The following is a 15045-nucleotide window of genomic DNA, read 5'->3' on the forward strand; positions in this document are numbered from 1 at the left end:
GCACCGCGGTCCGTCCGGACGCCGACCCGGACGGGCTCGTGCACGGCACCCTCGACGACCGCGCGCGCGGCCGGCTGCTCGCGGCACTGAGCTCGGCGATCGACGACACCGACACGCTCGTGAAGGAGGTCGAGGACCTCTACCGCTACGGCGACGGCGCCGAACGGCGTGGTCTGCTGCGCCATCTCCACGTGCTGCCCACCGACGACCCGCACGTCGTCGAGTCGGGTCTGCGCCTGGTCACCGACGCGTTGCGGGCCAACGACACCGGGCTCGTGGCCGCAGCGCTCGGCCCGTTCGCGGCGGCCCACCTCGACGACCACTCGTGGCGGCACGGCGTCCTGAAGTGCCTGTTCACCGGAGTTCCCACGGCCGCCGTCGCCGACCTCGACCGGCGCGGTGACGCCGAGCTGCTCCGCATGGTCTCCGACTACGCGGCCGAGAGGAGAGCCGCAGGCCGCTCCGTGCCCGCCGACGCCGAGGCGATCCTGGCCTCCGGCGCCACCCGTGACGAGGAGGTCGCCCGATGAAGATCTTCGACCCGCACATCCACATGACGTCGCGTACCACCGACGACTACGAGACCATGTACGCCGCCGGCGTGCGGGCGCTCGTCGAACCCGCGTTCTGGCTCGGCCAGCCCCGCACGAACGTCGGCTCCTTCACCGACTACTTCGACAGCCTCATCGGCTGGGAGCGGTTCCGGGCCACGCAGTTCGGCATTCGCCACCACTGCACGATCGCGCTGAACCCCAAGGAGGCCAACGACCCCCGCTGCGTCGAGGTGCTCGACGTGCTGCCGCGCTACCTCGCCAAGGACGGAGTGGTGGCCGTCGGCGAGGTCGGCTACGACTCGATGACCGAGGCCGAGGAGAAGGTGTTCACCCACCAGCTCGGCCTCGCGATCGAGCACGAGCTGCCGATCCTCGTCCACACTCCCCACCGCGACAAGCTGTCGGGGACGCAGCGCACACTCGACGTCGTGCGCGAGTCGGGCATCGACCCGGCCCACGTCGTGGTGGACCACCTCAACGAGGTCACGGTCGGCCTGGTGGCCGAGTCCGGCTGCTGGATGGGCTTCTCCGTCTACCCCGACACGAAGATGGACGAGCACCGCATGGTGTCGATCCTCAAGGAGTACGGCACCGACCGGATGCTGGTGAACTCCGCCGCCGACTGGGGCCGCTCCGACCCGCTGAAGACACTGCACACCGGAAAGGCGATGCTGGTGGCGGGTTTCTCGCAATCCGATGTGGACAAGGTGTTGTGGGACAACCCCGTCGCCTTCTACGGGCAGAGCGGCAAACTGATGCTCGACCCGGTACCCGGGTCCACGCCCACGGCGGAGACTTTCGAGGGCAACTCGGTGCTGCGCGGCGCGAGGAAGTGAGCCGTGCTGTCCTACTGCACCAACGTGCACCCGGCACAGGACCTCGACGGCATCGTGGCCCAGCTCGACACCTACGCGGCGCCGGTGCGGGAGCGGCTGGGGGTCGACCTGCTCGGCGTGGGGCTGTGGCTCGCGGCGGACGTGGCCTCGGCGCTGGCGGAGGACGCAGGCGCCCGGGCCCGGCTCGCCGGTGAACTCAAGGCCAGGGGGCTGGGTGTGCAGACCCTCAACGCCTTCCCCTACGGCGGGTTCCACGACACCGTGGTCAAACACGCGGTGTACGTTCCTCAATGGACCGACCCGCGCAGGCTGCGCTACACCCGCGACTGCCTGACGGTGCTGGCCGACCTGCTGCACGACGACGCCGACTACGGCAGCATCTCGACCCTGCCGCTGGCGTGGCGGGAACCGTGGAGCGGGGCCGACGACGACCGGGCGGTCGCCGCGTTCGAGGAGGCCACCGCACACGCGCGCACGCTGTCCGGCCGGCTGGGCAGGCCGTTGCGGCTCGCGGTGGAACCCGAACCCGGGTGCGTGCTCGACACGGTGGCCGACGCCGTGTCGTGGCTGGCGGGCCGGGTCGACCCCGAGTACGTGGGCGTGTGCCTGGACACGTGCCACCTGGCCGTGTCGTTCGCCGATCCCGCCGAGGAGGTGCGGCGCATCCACGCCGCCGGGCTGGACGTCGTGAAGGTGCAGGCCTCGGCCGCCCTGCACGTGGAGCACCCGAGCGACGCCGACGCCCGCACGGCGCTGGCGGAGTTCTGCGAACCCCGCTACCTGCACCAGGTGCGGGAGCTGTCGCCGACGGGCGAGGTGCTCTCGGCCGACGATCTCGACGAGGCGCTGACGCAGCTACCGGGCGAGGGACCGTGGCGCGTGCACTTCCACGTGCCGTTGCATGCCCGGCCGCGGTCGCCGTTGACGTCGACGACGGACGTCCTCACCGACGCCGTGGCGGCACTCGCCGCGAGCGGTCGCCCGCTCCCGCACGTCGAGGTCGAGACCTACACGTGGACGGTACTGCCCGACGCCGACCGGATCGATCTCGCCGCGGGGATCGCCGACGAACTGCGCTGGGCCCGGACGGAGGTAGCCGCATGAAAAAAGTGTTGATGCTCGACGTCGTGGGGATGACACCCGCGTTGTTGCGGCACATGCCGAACCTGTCGAAGGTCGCCGACCGCGGCTGGCGGGCCGAGCTGGGCACCGTGCTGCCCGCGGTCACGTGCAGCGTGCAGTCGACCCTGCTCACCGGGGCGATGCCCGCCGAGCACGGGATCGTCGGCAACGGCTGGTACTTCCGCGACCTCGGTGAGATCTACCTGTGGCGGCAGCACAACAAGCTCGTGCAGCGACCGAAGGTGTGGGAGACCGCGAGGGCCGCGCAGCCCGGCTACACCGCCGCCAACGTGTGCTGGTGGTACGCGATGGGCATGACCACCGACATCACGGTCACCCCGCGGCCGATCTACCACGCCGACGGCAGGAAGTCGCCCGACTGCTACGTCCGTCCTCCGCACCTGCACGACGCGTTGACGGCCGAGCTGGGCGCGTTCCCGCTGTTCCAGTACTGGGGTCCCACGGCGTCGATCACCTCGTCGAAGTGGATCGTGGAGGCCACGCGGCGCATCCTGCGCACCGACAATCCCGACCTGACCATGGCCTACGTGCCGCACCTGGACTACGACCTCCAGCGGTACGGACCCGACTCGCCGCAGGCGGCCACCGCCGCACGCGACGTCGACGCGGTGCTCGCGCCCCTGCTCGCCGACGCCGAGCGGGCCGGGACCACGGTCGTGGCGCTGTCGGAGTACGGCATCACGTCCGTGGACACGCCGGTGGACATCAACCGGGCGCTGCGCCGCGAAGGGCTCCTGGAGGTCTACACCCAGGACGGCATGGAGTACCTCGACCCGTGGACGTCGCGCGCGTTCGCGGTGGCCGACCACCAGGTCGCGCACGTCTACGTCGCCGACGAGGCCGACCTGCCGCGCGTCCGCAAGATCGTCGAGAGCCTGACCGGAGTCGACGAGGTGCTCGACCGCGAGGCCCAGGCCCGGTACGGGCTCGACCACGAGCGGGCCGGTGAGTTCGTCGCGGTGGCGGAGCCGCGCGCGTGGTTCACCTACTACTACTGGTTCGACGACGACCATGCTCCCGACTTCGCGCGCGGCGTGGAGATCCACCGCAAACCCGGCTACGACCCCGCCGAGTTGTTCCTCGACCCGACCGACCGCTTCGCCAAGGCCAGGGCGGGACTCAACCTGGTGCGCAAGAAGGTCGGGCTGCGCTACGCCATGAACGTGGTGCCCACCGACCCGAGGTGGGTCCGCGGCTCGCACGGCCGCCTGCCCGACTCGCCCGAGCACGGTCCGGTGCTGGTGTGCTCGGACCCGGTCGTGCCTGCCGCCGTGGAGTCCGGTGGGCGCCTGGCCGCCACCGACGTACGTCACCTGCTCCTGCAACTGCACGGAATCCGAGAGGAAGCTCACCGATGAGCCGACCGGTAACACTGTTCACGGGCCAGTGGGCCGACCTGCCGTTCGAGGAGGTCTGCCGACTCGCGTCGAGCTGGGGATACGACGGGCTGGAGATCGCCTGCTCGGGCGACCACTTCGAGGTCGACCGAGCGTTGTCCGAAGAGGACTACGTCGCGAACCGGCTGACGCTGCTCGACTCCTACGGACTCAAGGTGTGGGCGATCTCCAACCACCTCGTGGGCCAGGCCGTCTGCGACGACCCGATCGACGAGCGGCACCGCAACATCCTGCCCGCCCGCATCTGGGGCGACGGCGAGCCCGAGGGCGTGCGGCAGCGGGCCGCGGCCGAGATGGCCGACACGGCCAGGGCCGCCGCGAAGCTCGGCGTCGACACCGTCATCGGCTTCACCGGGTCGAAGATCTGGAAGTACGTGGCGATGTTCCCGCCCGTGTCCGCCGAGATGATCGACGACGGCTACGCCGACTTCGCCCGCCGCTGGAACCCGATCCTCGACGTCTTCGACGAGGTCGGGGTGCGGTTCGCCCACGAGGTGCACCCCAGCGAGATCGCCTACGACTACTGGACCACCAAGCGGGCGCTGGAGGCCGTGGACAACCGGCCCGCCTTCGGCCTCAACTGGGACCCGTCGCACTTCGTGTGGCAGGACCTCGACCCGGTGGGGTTCATCCTCGACTTCGCCGACCGTATCTACCACGTGGACTGCAAGGACACGAAGAAGCGGTTCGACGGCCGCAACGGCAGGCTCGGCTCGCACCTGCCGTGGGCCGACCCCCGCCGTGGGTGGGACTTCGTCTCCACCGGACACGGCGACGTGGACTGGGAGAGCGCGTTCCGGGCACTGAACGCCATCGGCTACACCGGCCCCATCTCGGTCGAGTGGGAGGACGCGGGCATGGACCGCCTGCGCGGCGCGGCCGAGGCCGTCACCTACATCCGCAGCCAGCTGTTCGACAAGCCCGAGGCGGCCTTCGACGCCGCGTTCAGCACGGAGAGGAACGACACGCCATGAGTGACAAGGCACTGTCCCGTAGAGCGATGTTCCGCACCGCGGCCGGGGCCGCGGCCGCCGTGGGGCTGGCCGGAGCGATGAGCGGCACCGCCCACGCCGGCTGGGGCCCACCCGGCAGGCGCATCCCCAAGCAGATGATCAGCATCCAGCTCTACACCCTCCGGAACCTGTTCGAGGCCGACCTGGAGGGCACGCTGGAGGCACTCGCCGACATCGGCTACCGCAGCGTCGAGCTCGCCGGCACGTACGGGCGCTCGGCGGCGGAGTTCCGGGGGCTGCTCGACCGCTACCACCTGAGGGCGACGTCCGCGCACGTCTCCTTCGACGGCGAGGACGTCGACGCGCTGATCGAGGACGCCAGGACGCTCGGCTACCGCAAGGCGGCCTGCGCCTACGCGAACTACTCGACGCTGGAGGAGTGGCGGGCGTTCGCGGGCCGCCTCGACACGGCCGCGGCGGCCTTCCGCAAGGCCGGCATCTCGTACGGCTACCACAACCACGCCCACGAGTACCAGGCCATCGACGGGGTCCGGCCGATCGACGTCATCGCCGAGCGCACCAGCCCTCGCAACGTGCACCTGGAGTACGACCTGTACTGGGTGGTGGACGGCGGCGCGGACCCGGTGGAGGAGTACTACCGCCGGTTCGGGCGGGTGCAGCAGTTCCACGTCAAGGACCGTGGCGAGGACGGCGGCTGGGCCGACGTCGGCACGGGCACCATCGACTGGGCCACGCTGTTCCGCCGCACGTGGGCGGGGCCGATGAAGCAGTACATCGTCGAACACGACGACCCGGCCGACCCGCTGAACACGGCGAAGGTGGGCTACGACTACCTGGCCGACCTGCGTTTCTGAACGCCGGGTTGCCCCGGTCGCGGGTGGTGCCCGCACCGCTCACGACCGGGGATCCGCGGCATGGCCGTGTTCCGGGTTTCGGCCGGCATCGAGAGCACAGCCGCCAGCCTGAAGGGGCCGCCGGCTGAACGCAAAAAAGACCCGGCCCCGCAGTGACTGCGAGAACCGGGTGGTATGTCTCAAGCATACATGGCGGGCGAGTGTTGTCACCAGCCATCCGGTTTGCGGCTGGGGCCGACCGGGTTCGGAAGCTGGTGGTCGTAGAAGTGGTGCGGGCGCAACCTTCGCCACCAGTGTCGCCCGGCGCCCTCGGAAGCCTCACCACGAAGGTCTTTGGCAGTCGGGTGGGTGCTCGGGTTCACCGTGGCGACTGGAACGTGTCGGCGGGCGTGCTGGAGCGGGAAGTGCAGGTCGGAGTCGTTCGACAACACCATCGCTGCGTCGACGCGGTGTGAGAGCACGTCGATGAGCAGGTGGCTGGCGACGTTGACGTCGGAGCCCTTCTCCTCGAAGGTACTCACCGTGACCAGTAGATTACGGTGCCCCTCCGGACCGGTGATCTCCTCGCTGGGCAGCCATGAAGGCAGCTGATCCTCGCCGGGGGAAGCGACCCGGCGCACCGGGCTGCCGTTGCGGGATCTCTCGATTAGGACACCCGTCTTGGTGCGAGGGGCGTACTTGCCGTTGACGACTTCCAGCTGCGGGATATGGCACTGGAGGGCCTCGATGTAGACCTGCTGGTCGTGTCTCGAACTGGAATCTCCTTCGCGATCCCGCGGCGCGGTGCAGTAGACCAGCCGTTCCAGGACGGCACCGGGCCAGACATGGGGGTTGATCAGCGACATCGCCAGAGCTGCGAGATCGAGCCAGCGCCATCCTGCGGTGCCTCGGCCGCAGTGGGACCGGGCACCGTAGTAGACGTTGAATGCGTCCACGTAGACGCCGACCCGCATCGGCTTTCCCTACTGTTCCTCGCCCACCCTGGCACCGTAGCGATCAACAGCCGGAGCGTGGGGAACATCAGGATTACAACGTCGCCAGAAATCCTCGTACCGCCCTCGGTCAGTCGCCGTAGGCCTGCAGCGTTCGCAGGGCGTTGACCGTCGCGTAGCCGCGCCATTCGAGGGTGGCGGCGGGGGAGTAGCTGGTGAAGTCGACGGTCCAGCCCCCGTCGTCCGCCTGGCCGGAGCGCAGCCGTCGCAGGTCGGCCTCGACGGCGGCCTGCGACAGCAGCGCGCGGGCCGGGCCCGGTTGCGGTGCGAAGTCGAGTGGTCGCATGTACTCGTCGTCGGCGCCGCCCTGGACGTGGACCATCCCGTCGGTGGGAACGAACGCACCGAGCACGTCGAGGAGTTCGCGGGCCGTCTCCGGATGCGCCCCACTCAGCACGTCGGCGAAGCGCACGGTGAACGCCAGCTCGATGGCGTGGGGAGTCCGGTGCTCCGTCCGCAGCCGGTGGACGGCGGCGACGCAGAACTCGGTGGCCCGGGCGAGCCACGGGTGATCGGCGACCGCCCGATCGTGTCGCGCGACGCGGTGTGCGTGCAGGGCGACGACCGACGTGATCTGCAAGGAAGACACTCCCGGGTCCGCGTGGACCCAGAACGGTGCGCAGTGCTCCGGCTCGGTGACCGGGAGGGCGAACGGGAGCCCGCCGTCGGGCAGTGTCACGGTGAGCAGCCAGTCGCACAGCTGCTCCGCCTGCGGGCTCGTGACCGGAGCGATCTCGGCCAGCACCTCGAAGGCGTGCAGCGCGGCCGCCGGTTGGCTCTCGGGTGAGCGCAGGTCGGGTTCGAGGCCGTGGCCGTAGCCGCCGTCGGCGTTGCGGTACGCGCCGAGCGCGGCGAGCGTGGGCTGCGGGTCGCCACGGCCCACCAGGAGTGCGTAGCGGTGCTGGTCGAGCAGGCGGGCGTGGCCCGTGAGGAACCGGGACGCCGCCGCAAGCGATGTGGTCTGAGTCATAGAAAGACGCTAGCGCTCGCCTGAACGCGTGTTCGACTGGTCTTCGTGAACGACAGGTCGAGGGCCGCATCCGCCGACCACGCTGCGGCGGATGCGGCCCTCGGTCTTTCAGTGAACCGCCGGGCTCGCCTGGAACGGCAGCCCGACCGGCTCGTCGCCTTGCCGCGGCACGGGCACGTCCGCCAGTGCCGATTCCACCGTCGCGTGCAACGGCAGTGCGTCCGCGAGGCCCACGGCCTCGACCGGTCTGGTGACCACGCGCTGCGTCGCCACGATGCGGAACGTGACTCCGCGCCGCACGGCGACGTCCTGCGTGTCGAGCAGCAGTGCCAGGCCCGCCGAGCCGAGGAACGTGACCTGCTCGAGGTCGACGATCAGCTGCTGGGGCGGCGACACGAGCTCCATCGCCTTGTCCAGGTTCTCGGCGAGCGCGTCCCTCGTGCTGAGGTCCACCTCGCCACTCACTGTCACCACGACTCCTGTTCCGTGACAATCGGTGGTTACTTCCAACAAGGAAGTGGGTATTGCTAGTTCGGACACGGCACCTCCAGCGGTGTCCACATCAACCAATAGGTCGAATTCACGTCTGGCCAGTGTCTGGCATTGTCCGGCCCTCGCTGGGCCTGTCTGGTTGCGGTCGGCTCAACCGCCCGACTGCCCCAAAGACTAGCCCGGACGGCCCAACGTGCAAAGAGCAGATTCGTTGGGCACTCCCCATTCGGAGGATTTCGCCGAAGGGTAAGGAGTGGTCTTTCGATGACACGTGTTCGCGACATCATGACGACGAACCCCACGTACGCGGAGACCAGTGAGACCGTCATGCGGGCCGCGCGCACCATGGCGGCCGAGGGCGTCGGGGCGTTGCCCATCCAGGGCGAGGACCACAAGCTCAAGGGCATGCTCACCGACCGGGACGTGGTCGTGAAGGTGCTGGCCGAGGGCAAGGACCCCATGGCCGTGCACGTGGGAGAGCTCGCTCAGGGGGAGGTCGTCGCGGTGCGACCCGAGGACGACGCGGCCGAGGCGCTGCGCCTGATGTCCCGGCACCAGGTGCGTCGGCTGCCCGTCGTCGAGGGTGAGGAACTGGTCGGAATCGTGGCCCAGGCCGACGCCGCTCGGGACCTTCCGGACGCCGATGTGGGTGGTCTGGTGAAGGGCATCTCGCATGACTGAACGGGTGAAATGCCGGGCTGGTGTTGGCGTGCTGTCGAAATAGCCATCGACTAGTTCACGAAAAGTGGAATGTGGCCGTCGGTGGGATTCGACGGTGAAAGATCGTCGGGAACGTGACAGTCTTTCCCGAACCGTCACCTGCCCAACCCGAAATAGGTGAATCCCGCTCGCGTCAACATCGCGGAATCGAGCAGGTTGCGGGTGTCCACGATCGTCGCGTGGTGGGTGAGATCGGCCAGGTGCGGCCAGTCGAGTTCGCGGAACTCCGGCCACTCCGTCAGCAGCACGAGCCCGGCGGCGTCCTTCGCGACGAGGGTGACGTCGTCGACCAGCTGCACCACACCGCCCGGGAAGCCGTCGCGGTCGACGCCCGGGTCGTAGCCGGTCAGCACCGCGCCCGCCTCCGCGAGGCGCGCCGCCACGGCGAGCGCGGGGGAGTCGCGGACGTCGTCGGTGCCGGCCTTGAACGCCAGCCCGAGCAGTCCCAGCCGCGAGCCCTGCAACGAGCCCTCGGTCGAGCCGGTGACGGCCTGCCGCACCTTCTCCACGACGCGCTCGTGCTGATGCCGGTTGGCCGCCACGGCCTCGGCCAGCACCGCGAAGTCGACGCCCGCCTCGGCCGCGGTGTGCAGGAGCGCGCGTGTGTCCTTGGGCAGGCACGAGCCGCCCCACCCGGGCCCGGGCGAGAGGAACGCGGCCCCGATGCGGGGGTCGAGGCGCATGGTCTCGGCGACGTCGGCGATGTCGGCGCCCAGGCGTTCGCAGAGTTCGGCGAGCACGTTCACGTACGACACCTTGAGCGCGAGGAAGGCGTTGCTCGCGTACTTCGCCAGCTCGGAACTCGTCGGGTCGGTGTGCACGACCGGTGCGGTCAGGCCGTCGTAGAGCGCGGCGACGCGGTCGGCGGCGCTCGGGTCGGTTCCGCCGACGACGATGCGGTCCGGGTGCAGGAAGTCGTGGGCCGCGTGTCCCTCGCGGAGGAACTCGGGGTTGCTCACCGCCGGGCGACCGAGCACGCGGGCGGTGCGGGCGGTGGTGCCGACCGGCACGGTCGACTTCACGGCCACGACGCAGTGCGGAGCGAGGACGGGCGCGAGCGAGTCGACCGCGGCGTCGTAGGCCCGCAGGTCGGCGGTGCCTTCCGGTCCGGTCGGCGTCGGCACGCACAGCAGCACCACGTCCGACTCGGCGAGGGCGCGCAGGTCGGTGGTGAAGGCGAGCCCGCCGCGTGCGAGGCCCTCGGCGACCAGCGCGTCGAGGCCCGGTTCGGCGATCGGCACCTCGCCGCGGCACAGGCCGGCGACCTTCCGCGCGTCGATGTCCACGCCGGTCACCCGGTGTCCCAGGTGCGCCAGGCAGGCGGCGCTGGTCAGTCCGACGTAGCCGGTGCCGACGACACCGACGGTGAGGCGGTCTGGGTGGTCCTGGCGGTCCGACATGGGGCACCTCCGGCGAGCAGCGTCCGCGCGGCGTCGACGACGGTGGGCGTGGCGATGCGCACGAGTCCCGGGTCCGGCGTCGAGGCGTGGGGGTCGCCGACCGTGCCCGCCCACAGCACGACGTGCCGGGGCCGGTCGGCGGGCGGTCCCCACCGGCTGGGGGGTGTCGGTCCGAACAGCAGGACCGACGGGGTCTCGAAGGCCGTGGCGAGGTGACCGACGCCCGTGTCGCCGCAGACGACGAGCCTCGCTCCGGCGACGAGTGCCGCGAGCTCGGCGAGGTCGTGCCCGGCGAACACGGCTTCCGGGCCGAGACCGGCGTCGGTCGCCACGGCGGTGGCCAGCGCGCGTTCCTCGGCGCTGCCGGTGACGAGCACTCGGGCGGACGTCCCCGCCAGGTCGTCGGCGAGTGCTCGGGCCACGGCGGCGAACCGCTGGGGCGGCCAGCGCCGGGCCGCCGAGGCCGCGCCCGGATGGACGATCACGGCTCCGGGAGCGGGACTCGGCGTGGCCGGACGGCGCAGCGTCAGGTCGGTGGGGTCGGCGGGGACGCCGGCGTAGGCGAGCAGCCCGCACCAGCGGGCGACCTCGTGCTGGTCGCGCTTCCACTCGGGGCCGTCGAGGTCCGGATGGTCGGGATGCCGGTGGGTGAGCAGGCGGCGGGGGCGGGTGCCGCGCAGGTCGGCGATGCTCTCGGGACCACTGCCGTGGAGGTTCACGGCCAGGTCCACGGGCGGCACCGCGGGCAGAGCGGACAGCCCGGCGGTGGGCAGGAGCTCGACCTCCGCGTCCAGCAGCCTCACCAGCGGTGCCAGCGGCTCGGGCGCGGCCAGCAGGATGCGATCGTCCGGCCGGGCGCGGCGCAGCGCACGCAGCGCGGGCACGGCGGTGAGCAGATCGCCGAGCCCGAGCGCGCGCAACACCAGCATCACGGCCACGAGCCCTCTTCCGAGTGGCAGACGACCATCTCCCGCACCTCACATCCCGCGGGCTGTCGCAGCGCGTGCAGCACGGCCTTGGCGACGTGGCGCGGATCGTTGAGCTTCGCGTCGGGCGGCGGCTTGTACTGCTCGTCGCGGTCGTCGAAGAACGCGGTGTGCATGCCACCGGGGACGAGGAGGGTGACCCCGAGGCGACCGGCCGTCTCGGCGGCCAGCGCGCGCGTGAACGCGACGACGCCCGCCTTGGACGCGCAGTAGGCCGTGGCGTCGGAGACCGACCGCACGCCGAGCGTGGAGGAGCAGGTCACGACCTTTCCTCGCGAGCGTTCGAGGTAGGGCAGGGCGGCACGGACGACGGCCGCCGTGCCGAGGAGGTTCACGCGCACGACGCGTTCCCAGTCCTCGGTCGAGACGGTGTCCAGCCGGCCCGGTGTGTCGATGCCCGCCGCGGTGAACACGGCGTCGAGCCCGCCCGCGCGGTCGGCCAGCTCGCGCACGGCGGCCTCGGTGGCGGGCGTGTCGGTGAGGTCGGCCAACGCGTAGTCCACCCCACCGGTCTCGGGCGGCTTGCGGTCGAGCACGAGCGGGGTGCCGCCCGCGTCGAGGACCTCCTGCACCGTCGCGGCCCCGAGCCCCGACGAACCGCCACTGATCAGAACCTTCATCGCGCCTCCTTGCTGGTTCACCGGCTCACCGTCCGGAGCAGCCGGGTGGTGGAGTAGCCCTCCACCGTCGGCACCAGGACCACCTCGCCGCCGTGTCGTCGGACGACCTCGGCCTCGGGGAGCTCGGTGCCCGCGTAGTCGCCGCCCTTGACCCACACGTCGGGCCGCAACCGTTCCAGTACGGCGGTCGGCGACGACTCGTCGAACACGACGACGTCGTCCACACAGGACAGTTCGGCGAGCAGCCGGGCCCGGTCGGGGGCCGTGACCACCGGGCGTCCGGGGCCCTTGAGCCGCCGGACCGAGTCGTCGGAGTTCAGGCAGACGACGAGGGCGTCGCCCAGCGACCGCGCGTGGCGGAGCAGACTCACGTGCCCCGCGTGCAGCAGGTCGAAGCACCCGCCGGTGGCGACGAGCCTGCCGCCGCGCCGGCGCACCGAGTCGGCGAACGCGAACGGCGTGTCGGGCGCACCGCACTCGGGTGTGCCGTCCCGCACCGACAGCGCCGCGGCTCCGCCCGCGGCGACGAAGCGGGACGCCGACTCCACGGCCGAGGACACGGCGTCGACGGGGCCCGCACCCTCGGCGAGTGCGGTCAGTGCGGCGGTGGCGAAGCGGTCGCCCGCTCCGCAGGTGTCGAGCTTCTGCCCGGCGAGGCCGGCCGGGGCGGGCACGGAGAGCGTGGTCCCGTCCTCGATGGAGAGCACGGCGCCGTTCGCGCCCACCGTGATCGCCGCATGGCGGCACCGCCAGTGCTGCCGGACCGCCGCCGCGGCGTCGGCGACGTCCGCGGGTGCGGTCGGCAGGAGGTCCCGCGACTCGCGTTCGTTGGGGGTCGCGAGCGTGGCCCCGAGGACGGGTGCGGGGCCACGCGGGTGCGGGTCCCACACCACCGGCACCCGCTGCGCCGCCTCGGCGAGCAGGCGCCGCACTTCGGGGTGGGCGGCGACGCCCCGGCCGTAGTCGGAGACGAGGACGGCGCCCGCGTCGCGGAGCAGGCGGCGCACCCGCTCCGGCAGCGGGGCGTGGGCCGCTCGCCCGTCGCCGGTGTCCAACCGGGTCACCGACTGCCCGGACGCCCTGACCCGCGTCTTGCGGACGGTGCCGCCCGACAGCGGCAGACGCAGCACCTCGACGTCGCGCGCGAGCAGTGCCGCGAGCCGGTGGCCCGTGTCGTCGGCGCCCAGCGCCGTCACGAACGACACCTCCGCCGCGGCGTGGTTCGCCAGCAGGGTCGCCGCGAGTCCCGCGCCGCCCGGCCGCACCCACTCGCCGTCGACGTCCACCACCGGCACGGGTGCCTCGGGGCACAAGCGCGTCGCGCTGCCCTCGACGTCGACGTCGAGCAGCGCGTCCCCCACCACCACGAGCGGCCTCATGCGGCCACTCCCAGCGTGCGGTCGAGGTGGGCGCACAACGCGTGCACGATCGCGAGGTGCATCTCCTGCACGGTGGCCACGTGGTCGGCGTCCACGGCGATGGCGTCGTCGCACAACGCCGTGAGCGGGTTCGGGTCGGGGCCGGTCAACGCCCAGGTCACCATGCCGATCTCGTGCGCCACCTTCGCGGCGGTGACGACGTTCTGGCTGCGGCCGCTGGTGGACAGCGCCATCAGCACGTCGCCGGGCCTGCCGTGGGCCCGCACCTGCCGCGCGTACAGCTCGTGCTCGCCGTAGTCGTTGACGATCGCGGTGGCCGCGGAGGTGTCGGCGTGCAGGGCGATGGCCGACAGCGGTTGGCGGTCGTGGCAGAACCTGCCCACCAGTTCACCGGTGAGGTGCTGGGCCTCGGCGGCGCTGCCGCCGTTGCCGCACGCGAGCAGTCTCCCGCCGCCCGTCAGCACTCCGGTGAGGTGGACGGCCCACGACTCGATCGTCGGCGCCGCCGACCGCATCCGGCGCAGCGCATCCTCCAGGGCGCGGAAATGCTCTTCGATCACGACACACCTCCAGTGGGTTTCGTGCCGACGCGCGGTGCGGGTCCGTGGTCGTGACCGCCCGTGGACGCCGTCAGAAGCTCCATGGCCCCGACGGCGCCGACGACCTCCGCCGCGTCGAGCGCCAGACACGGGTGTCCCGGCACGGGGCAGGTCCGCGCTCTGGTGTTCTTGCACGGTGCGTCCTGGTCGCCCAGCACGACGCGGGGCACGCCGTACGGAGCCCAGCGCGATTGGGGGACCACGGGCGCGAACAGGGACACCACGGGGGTGCCCACGGCCGCGGCGAGGTGCGCCGGGCCCGTGTTGGGGGCCACCACCACGCGGGCGGCGGCCAGCACGGAGGCGAGTTCCGGCAACGACGTGGCGCCGCCGAGATCGACGACCCGCTCCGAGCGGGCGGCGTGGGCGATGCGCCCGGTGAGGTCGCGCTCGGCGGGTCCGCCGGTGAGCACCACGCGGTGCCCGGCTCGGACCAGCGCGGTCACCGCCGAGGCGGTCGTCTCCCACGCGGGCTGCCGCGCCGGGACCGAGGCGGCGGGATGCACCACGACGAACGGGTCCGCACCGGTGAGCGCCCGCGTGTCCGGGAGCGGACGGCGCACGGCGAGCGCTCCGTCGTCCCCCTCGGGCAGAGAGAACCCTCCGGCGGTGACCAGTGACAGCGCGCGCTCCGCCTCCGGCGGATCACCGGAGACGCGGTGTCGCAGGTCGAGCAGGGAGCCGGGGTAGTCGTCGCTGATGGCACCGATCCACGGCACCCCGGCCAGGCGCAGCACGAGCGCCAGCGGCAACGGCGACTGGTGGAACGACGTCAGCACGAACGCCGCGTCCAGCCGCAGGTCTCGGACCTGCTTGACGAGCGCGTCGACCGAGTCCTGTGTGAGCGCGGGTGGTTCCGGGTCGATCCACGGCGCGCACCACTCCACGACCTCGTCCACGCCGGGGAGGAGGTCGGCACCGGCCCGGCCGCGTGGACCCGCCAGCAGCACGACGTGATCGGCGTGTGCCGCGACGGCGCGCACGGCGGGGCCCGCCAGCAGCACGTCGCCGATGTTGTCGAGGCGCGCGACGAGGACCCGGCCCGTCATGTGAGCTCCAGCGCGAGCCTCGCGGCCGTCGCCACGTCGGGGGCGATGACGGCGTGGCGGCGAGCCAGCTCGACCTCGTC

The 15045-nt window shown here is 71.8% G+C and carries 16 protein-coding genes; 7 read left to right on the forward strand and 9 right to left on the reverse strand.

Annotation, left to right across the window (positions count from 1 at the left end; translation table 11 throughout):
• From SACAZDRAFT_RS19210 to SACAZDRAFT_RS19235, 6 genes are all read left to right on the forward strand, one after another.
• Positions 1-530, forward strand: a 530-nt coding sequence (locus SACAZDRAFT_RS19210; protein ID WP_005444381.1) for an EboA domain-containing protein, incomplete at its 5' end; no start/stop codon positions are given.
• The gene (locus tag SACAZDRAFT_RS19215; protein ID WP_005444383.1) at positions 527-1390 is read left to right on the forward strand and encodes a TatD family hydrolase; all 864 of its coding nucleotides are present in this window, start codon (positions 527-529) and stop codon (positions 1388-1390) included. The genes SACAZDRAFT_RS19210 and SACAZDRAFT_RS19215, both read left to right, overlap by 4 nt.
• A gap of 3 nt (positions 1391-1393) precedes the next feature.
• On the forward strand, positions 1394-2494 hold the full coding sequence (gene eboE, locus SACAZDRAFT_RS19220) for a metabolite traffic protein EboE (protein ID WP_005444385.1): 1101 nt from the start codon (positions 1394-1396) through the stop codon (positions 2492-2494).
• A complete protein-coding gene (locus SACAZDRAFT_RS19225; RefSeq protein WP_005444388.1) occupies positions 2491-3891 on the forward strand; it encodes an alkaline phosphatase family protein in 1401 nt (466 codons plus the stop codon). The genes eboE and SACAZDRAFT_RS19225 overlap by 4 nt, the downstream gene beginning before the upstream one ends.
• On the forward strand, positions 3888-4904 hold the full coding sequence (locus SACAZDRAFT_RS19230; protein ID WP_005444390.1) for a sugar phosphate isomerase/epimerase family protein: 1017 nt from the start codon (positions 3888-3890) through the stop codon (positions 4902-4904). Before SACAZDRAFT_RS19225 ends, SACAZDRAFT_RS19230 begins: the two co-directional genes overlap by 4 nt.
• Positions 4901-5758 carry a sugar phosphate isomerase/epimerase family protein gene (locus tag SACAZDRAFT_RS19235; protein ID WP_005444392.1) on the forward strand — a complete coding sequence of 286 codons (858 nt, stop codon included), beginning with the start codon at positions 4901-4903 and terminating at the stop codon, positions 5756-5758. The genes SACAZDRAFT_RS19230 and SACAZDRAFT_RS19235 overlap by 4 nt, the downstream gene beginning before the upstream one ends.
• Positions 5759-5964: 206 nt before the next feature.
• Here the strand turns inward: SACAZDRAFT_RS19235 and SACAZDRAFT_RS19240 are convergent, their stop codons facing one another.
• The 3 genes from SACAZDRAFT_RS19240 to SACAZDRAFT_RS19250 all read right to left on the reverse strand — a co-directional run bounded on the left by SACAZDRAFT_RS19240 (position 5965) and on the right by SACAZDRAFT_RS19250 (position 8281).
• A complete protein-coding gene (locus SACAZDRAFT_RS19240) occupies positions 5965-6711 on the reverse strand; it encodes a PIN domain-containing protein (protein ID WP_005444396.1) in 747 nt (248 codons plus the stop codon).
• Between the two features lie 109 nt (positions 6712-6820).
• Positions 6821-7720, reverse strand: coding sequence for a hypothetical protein (locus SACAZDRAFT_RS19245; RefSeq protein WP_005444398.1), 900 nt, complete (start codon positions 7718-7720; stop codon positions 6821-6823).
• Between the two features lie 108 nt (positions 7721-7828).
• Complete coding sequence (locus SACAZDRAFT_RS19250) at positions 7829-8281, reverse strand: anti-sigma factor antagonist (RefSeq protein WP_005444400.1); 453 nt, start codon at positions 8279-8281, stop codon at positions 7829-7831.
• Between the two features lie 195 nt (positions 8282-8476).
• On the opposite strand from SACAZDRAFT_RS19250, the gene SACAZDRAFT_RS19255 reads away from it, so the two are divergent.
• Positions 8477-8893: a CBS domain-containing protein gene (locus tag SACAZDRAFT_RS19255; RefSeq protein ID WP_005444402.1), complete on the forward strand. Its 417-nt coding sequence runs from the start codon at positions 8477-8479 to the stop codon at positions 8891-8893.
• A 134-nt stretch (positions 8894-9027) separates the two neighbouring features.
• Here SACAZDRAFT_RS19255 and SACAZDRAFT_RS19260 read toward each other — a convergent pair whose 3' ends face one another.
• The 6 genes from SACAZDRAFT_RS19260 to SACAZDRAFT_RS19285 are packed head-to-tail and all read right to left on the reverse strand — an operon-like array spanning position 9028 to position 14965.
• Positions 9028-10332 (reverse strand): UDP-glucose dehydrogenase family protein, encoded by a 1305-nt coding sequence (locus tag SACAZDRAFT_RS19260; protein ID WP_040927821.1) that lies wholly within the window; start codon positions 10330-10332, stop codon positions 9028-9030.
• Positions 10263-11270: a glycosyltransferase family 9 protein gene (locus SACAZDRAFT_RS19265; protein ID WP_040927822.1), complete on the reverse strand. Its 1008-nt coding sequence runs from the start codon at positions 11268-11270 to the stop codon at positions 10263-10265. The genes SACAZDRAFT_RS19260 and SACAZDRAFT_RS19265 overlap by 70 nt, the downstream gene beginning before the upstream one ends.
• Entirely contained in the window at positions 11261-11938 is a 678-nt protein-coding gene (locus tag SACAZDRAFT_RS19270; RefSeq protein WP_005444407.1) for an SDR family oxidoreductase, read from the reverse strand. The genes SACAZDRAFT_RS19265 and SACAZDRAFT_RS19270 overlap by 10 nt, the downstream gene beginning before the upstream one ends.
• 17 nt (positions 11939-11955) lie before the next feature.
• Complete coding sequence (locus SACAZDRAFT_RS19275; RefSeq protein ID WP_005444409.1) at positions 11956-13317, reverse strand: PfkB family carbohydrate kinase; 1362 nt, start codon at positions 13315-13317, stop codon at positions 11956-11958.
• The gene (locus SACAZDRAFT_RS19280) at positions 13314-13877 is read right to left on the reverse strand and encodes a D-sedoheptulose-7-phosphate isomerase (RefSeq protein ID WP_005444410.1); all 564 of its coding nucleotides are present in this window, start codon (positions 13875-13877) and stop codon (positions 13314-13316) included. The genes SACAZDRAFT_RS19275 and SACAZDRAFT_RS19280 overlap by 4 nt, the downstream gene beginning before the upstream one ends.
• Positions 13874-14965: a glycosyltransferase family 9 protein gene (locus SACAZDRAFT_RS19285; protein WP_005444411.1), complete on the reverse strand. Its 1092-nt coding sequence runs from the start codon at positions 14963-14965 to the stop codon at positions 13874-13876. The genes SACAZDRAFT_RS19280 and SACAZDRAFT_RS19285 overlap by 4 nt, the downstream gene beginning before the upstream one ends.
• Between the last annotated feature and the right edge of the window lie 80 nt (positions 14966-15045).

The organism is Saccharomonospora azurea NA-128 (assembly GCF_000231055.2).
In the GTDB taxonomy this organism is placed as follows: domain Bacteria; phylum Actinomycetota; class Actinomycetes; order Mycobacteriales; family Pseudonocardiaceae; genus Saccharomonospora; species Saccharomonospora azurea.

Bases quoted from the DNA above. Each gene is read 5' to 3' on its own strand.
- SACAZDRAFT_RS19215 (WP_005444383.1), top strand. From the start codon at position 527: ATGAAGATCTTCGACCCGCACATCCACATGACGTCGCGTACCACCGAC.
- SACAZDRAFT_RS19225 (WP_005444388.1), top strand. From the start codon at position 2,491: ATGAAAAAAGTGTTGATGCTCGACGTCGTGGGGATGACACCCGCGTTG.
- SACAZDRAFT_RS19230 (WP_005444390.1), top strand. From the start codon at position 3,888: ATGAGCCGACCGGTAACACTGTTCACGGGCCAGTGGGCCGACCTGCCG.
- SACAZDRAFT_RS19235 (WP_005444392.1), top strand. From the start codon at position 4,901: ATGAGTGACAAGGCACTGTCCCGTAGAGCGATGTTCCGCACCGCGGCC.
- SACAZDRAFT_RS19240 (WP_005444396.1), bottom strand. From the start codon at position 6,711: ATGCGGGTCGGCGTCTACGTGGACGCATTCAACGTCTACTACGGTGCC.
- SACAZDRAFT_RS19245 (WP_005444398.1), bottom strand. From the start codon at position 7,720: ATGACTCAGACCACATCGCTTGCGGCGGCGTCCCGGTTCCTCACGGGC.
- SACAZDRAFT_RS19255 (WP_005444402.1), top strand. From the start codon at position 8,477: ATGACACGTGTTCGCGACATCATGACGACGAACCCCACGTACGCGGAG.
- SACAZDRAFT_RS19260 (WP_040927821.1), bottom strand. From the start codon at position 10,332: ATGTCGGACCGCCAGGACCACCCAGACCGCCTCACCGTCGGTGTCGTC.
- SACAZDRAFT_RS19270 (WP_005444407.1), bottom strand. From the start codon at position 11,938: ATGAAGGTTCTGATCAGTGGCGGTTCGTCGGGGCTCGGGGCCGCGACG.
- SACAZDRAFT_RS19275 (WP_005444409.1), bottom strand. From the start codon at position 13,317: ATGAGGCCGCTCGTGGTGGTGGGGGACGCGCTGCTCGACGTCGACGTC.
- SACAZDRAFT_RS19285 (WP_005444411.1), bottom strand. From the start codon at position 14,965: ATGACGGGCCGGGTCCTCGTCGCGCGCCTCGACAACATCGGCGACGTG.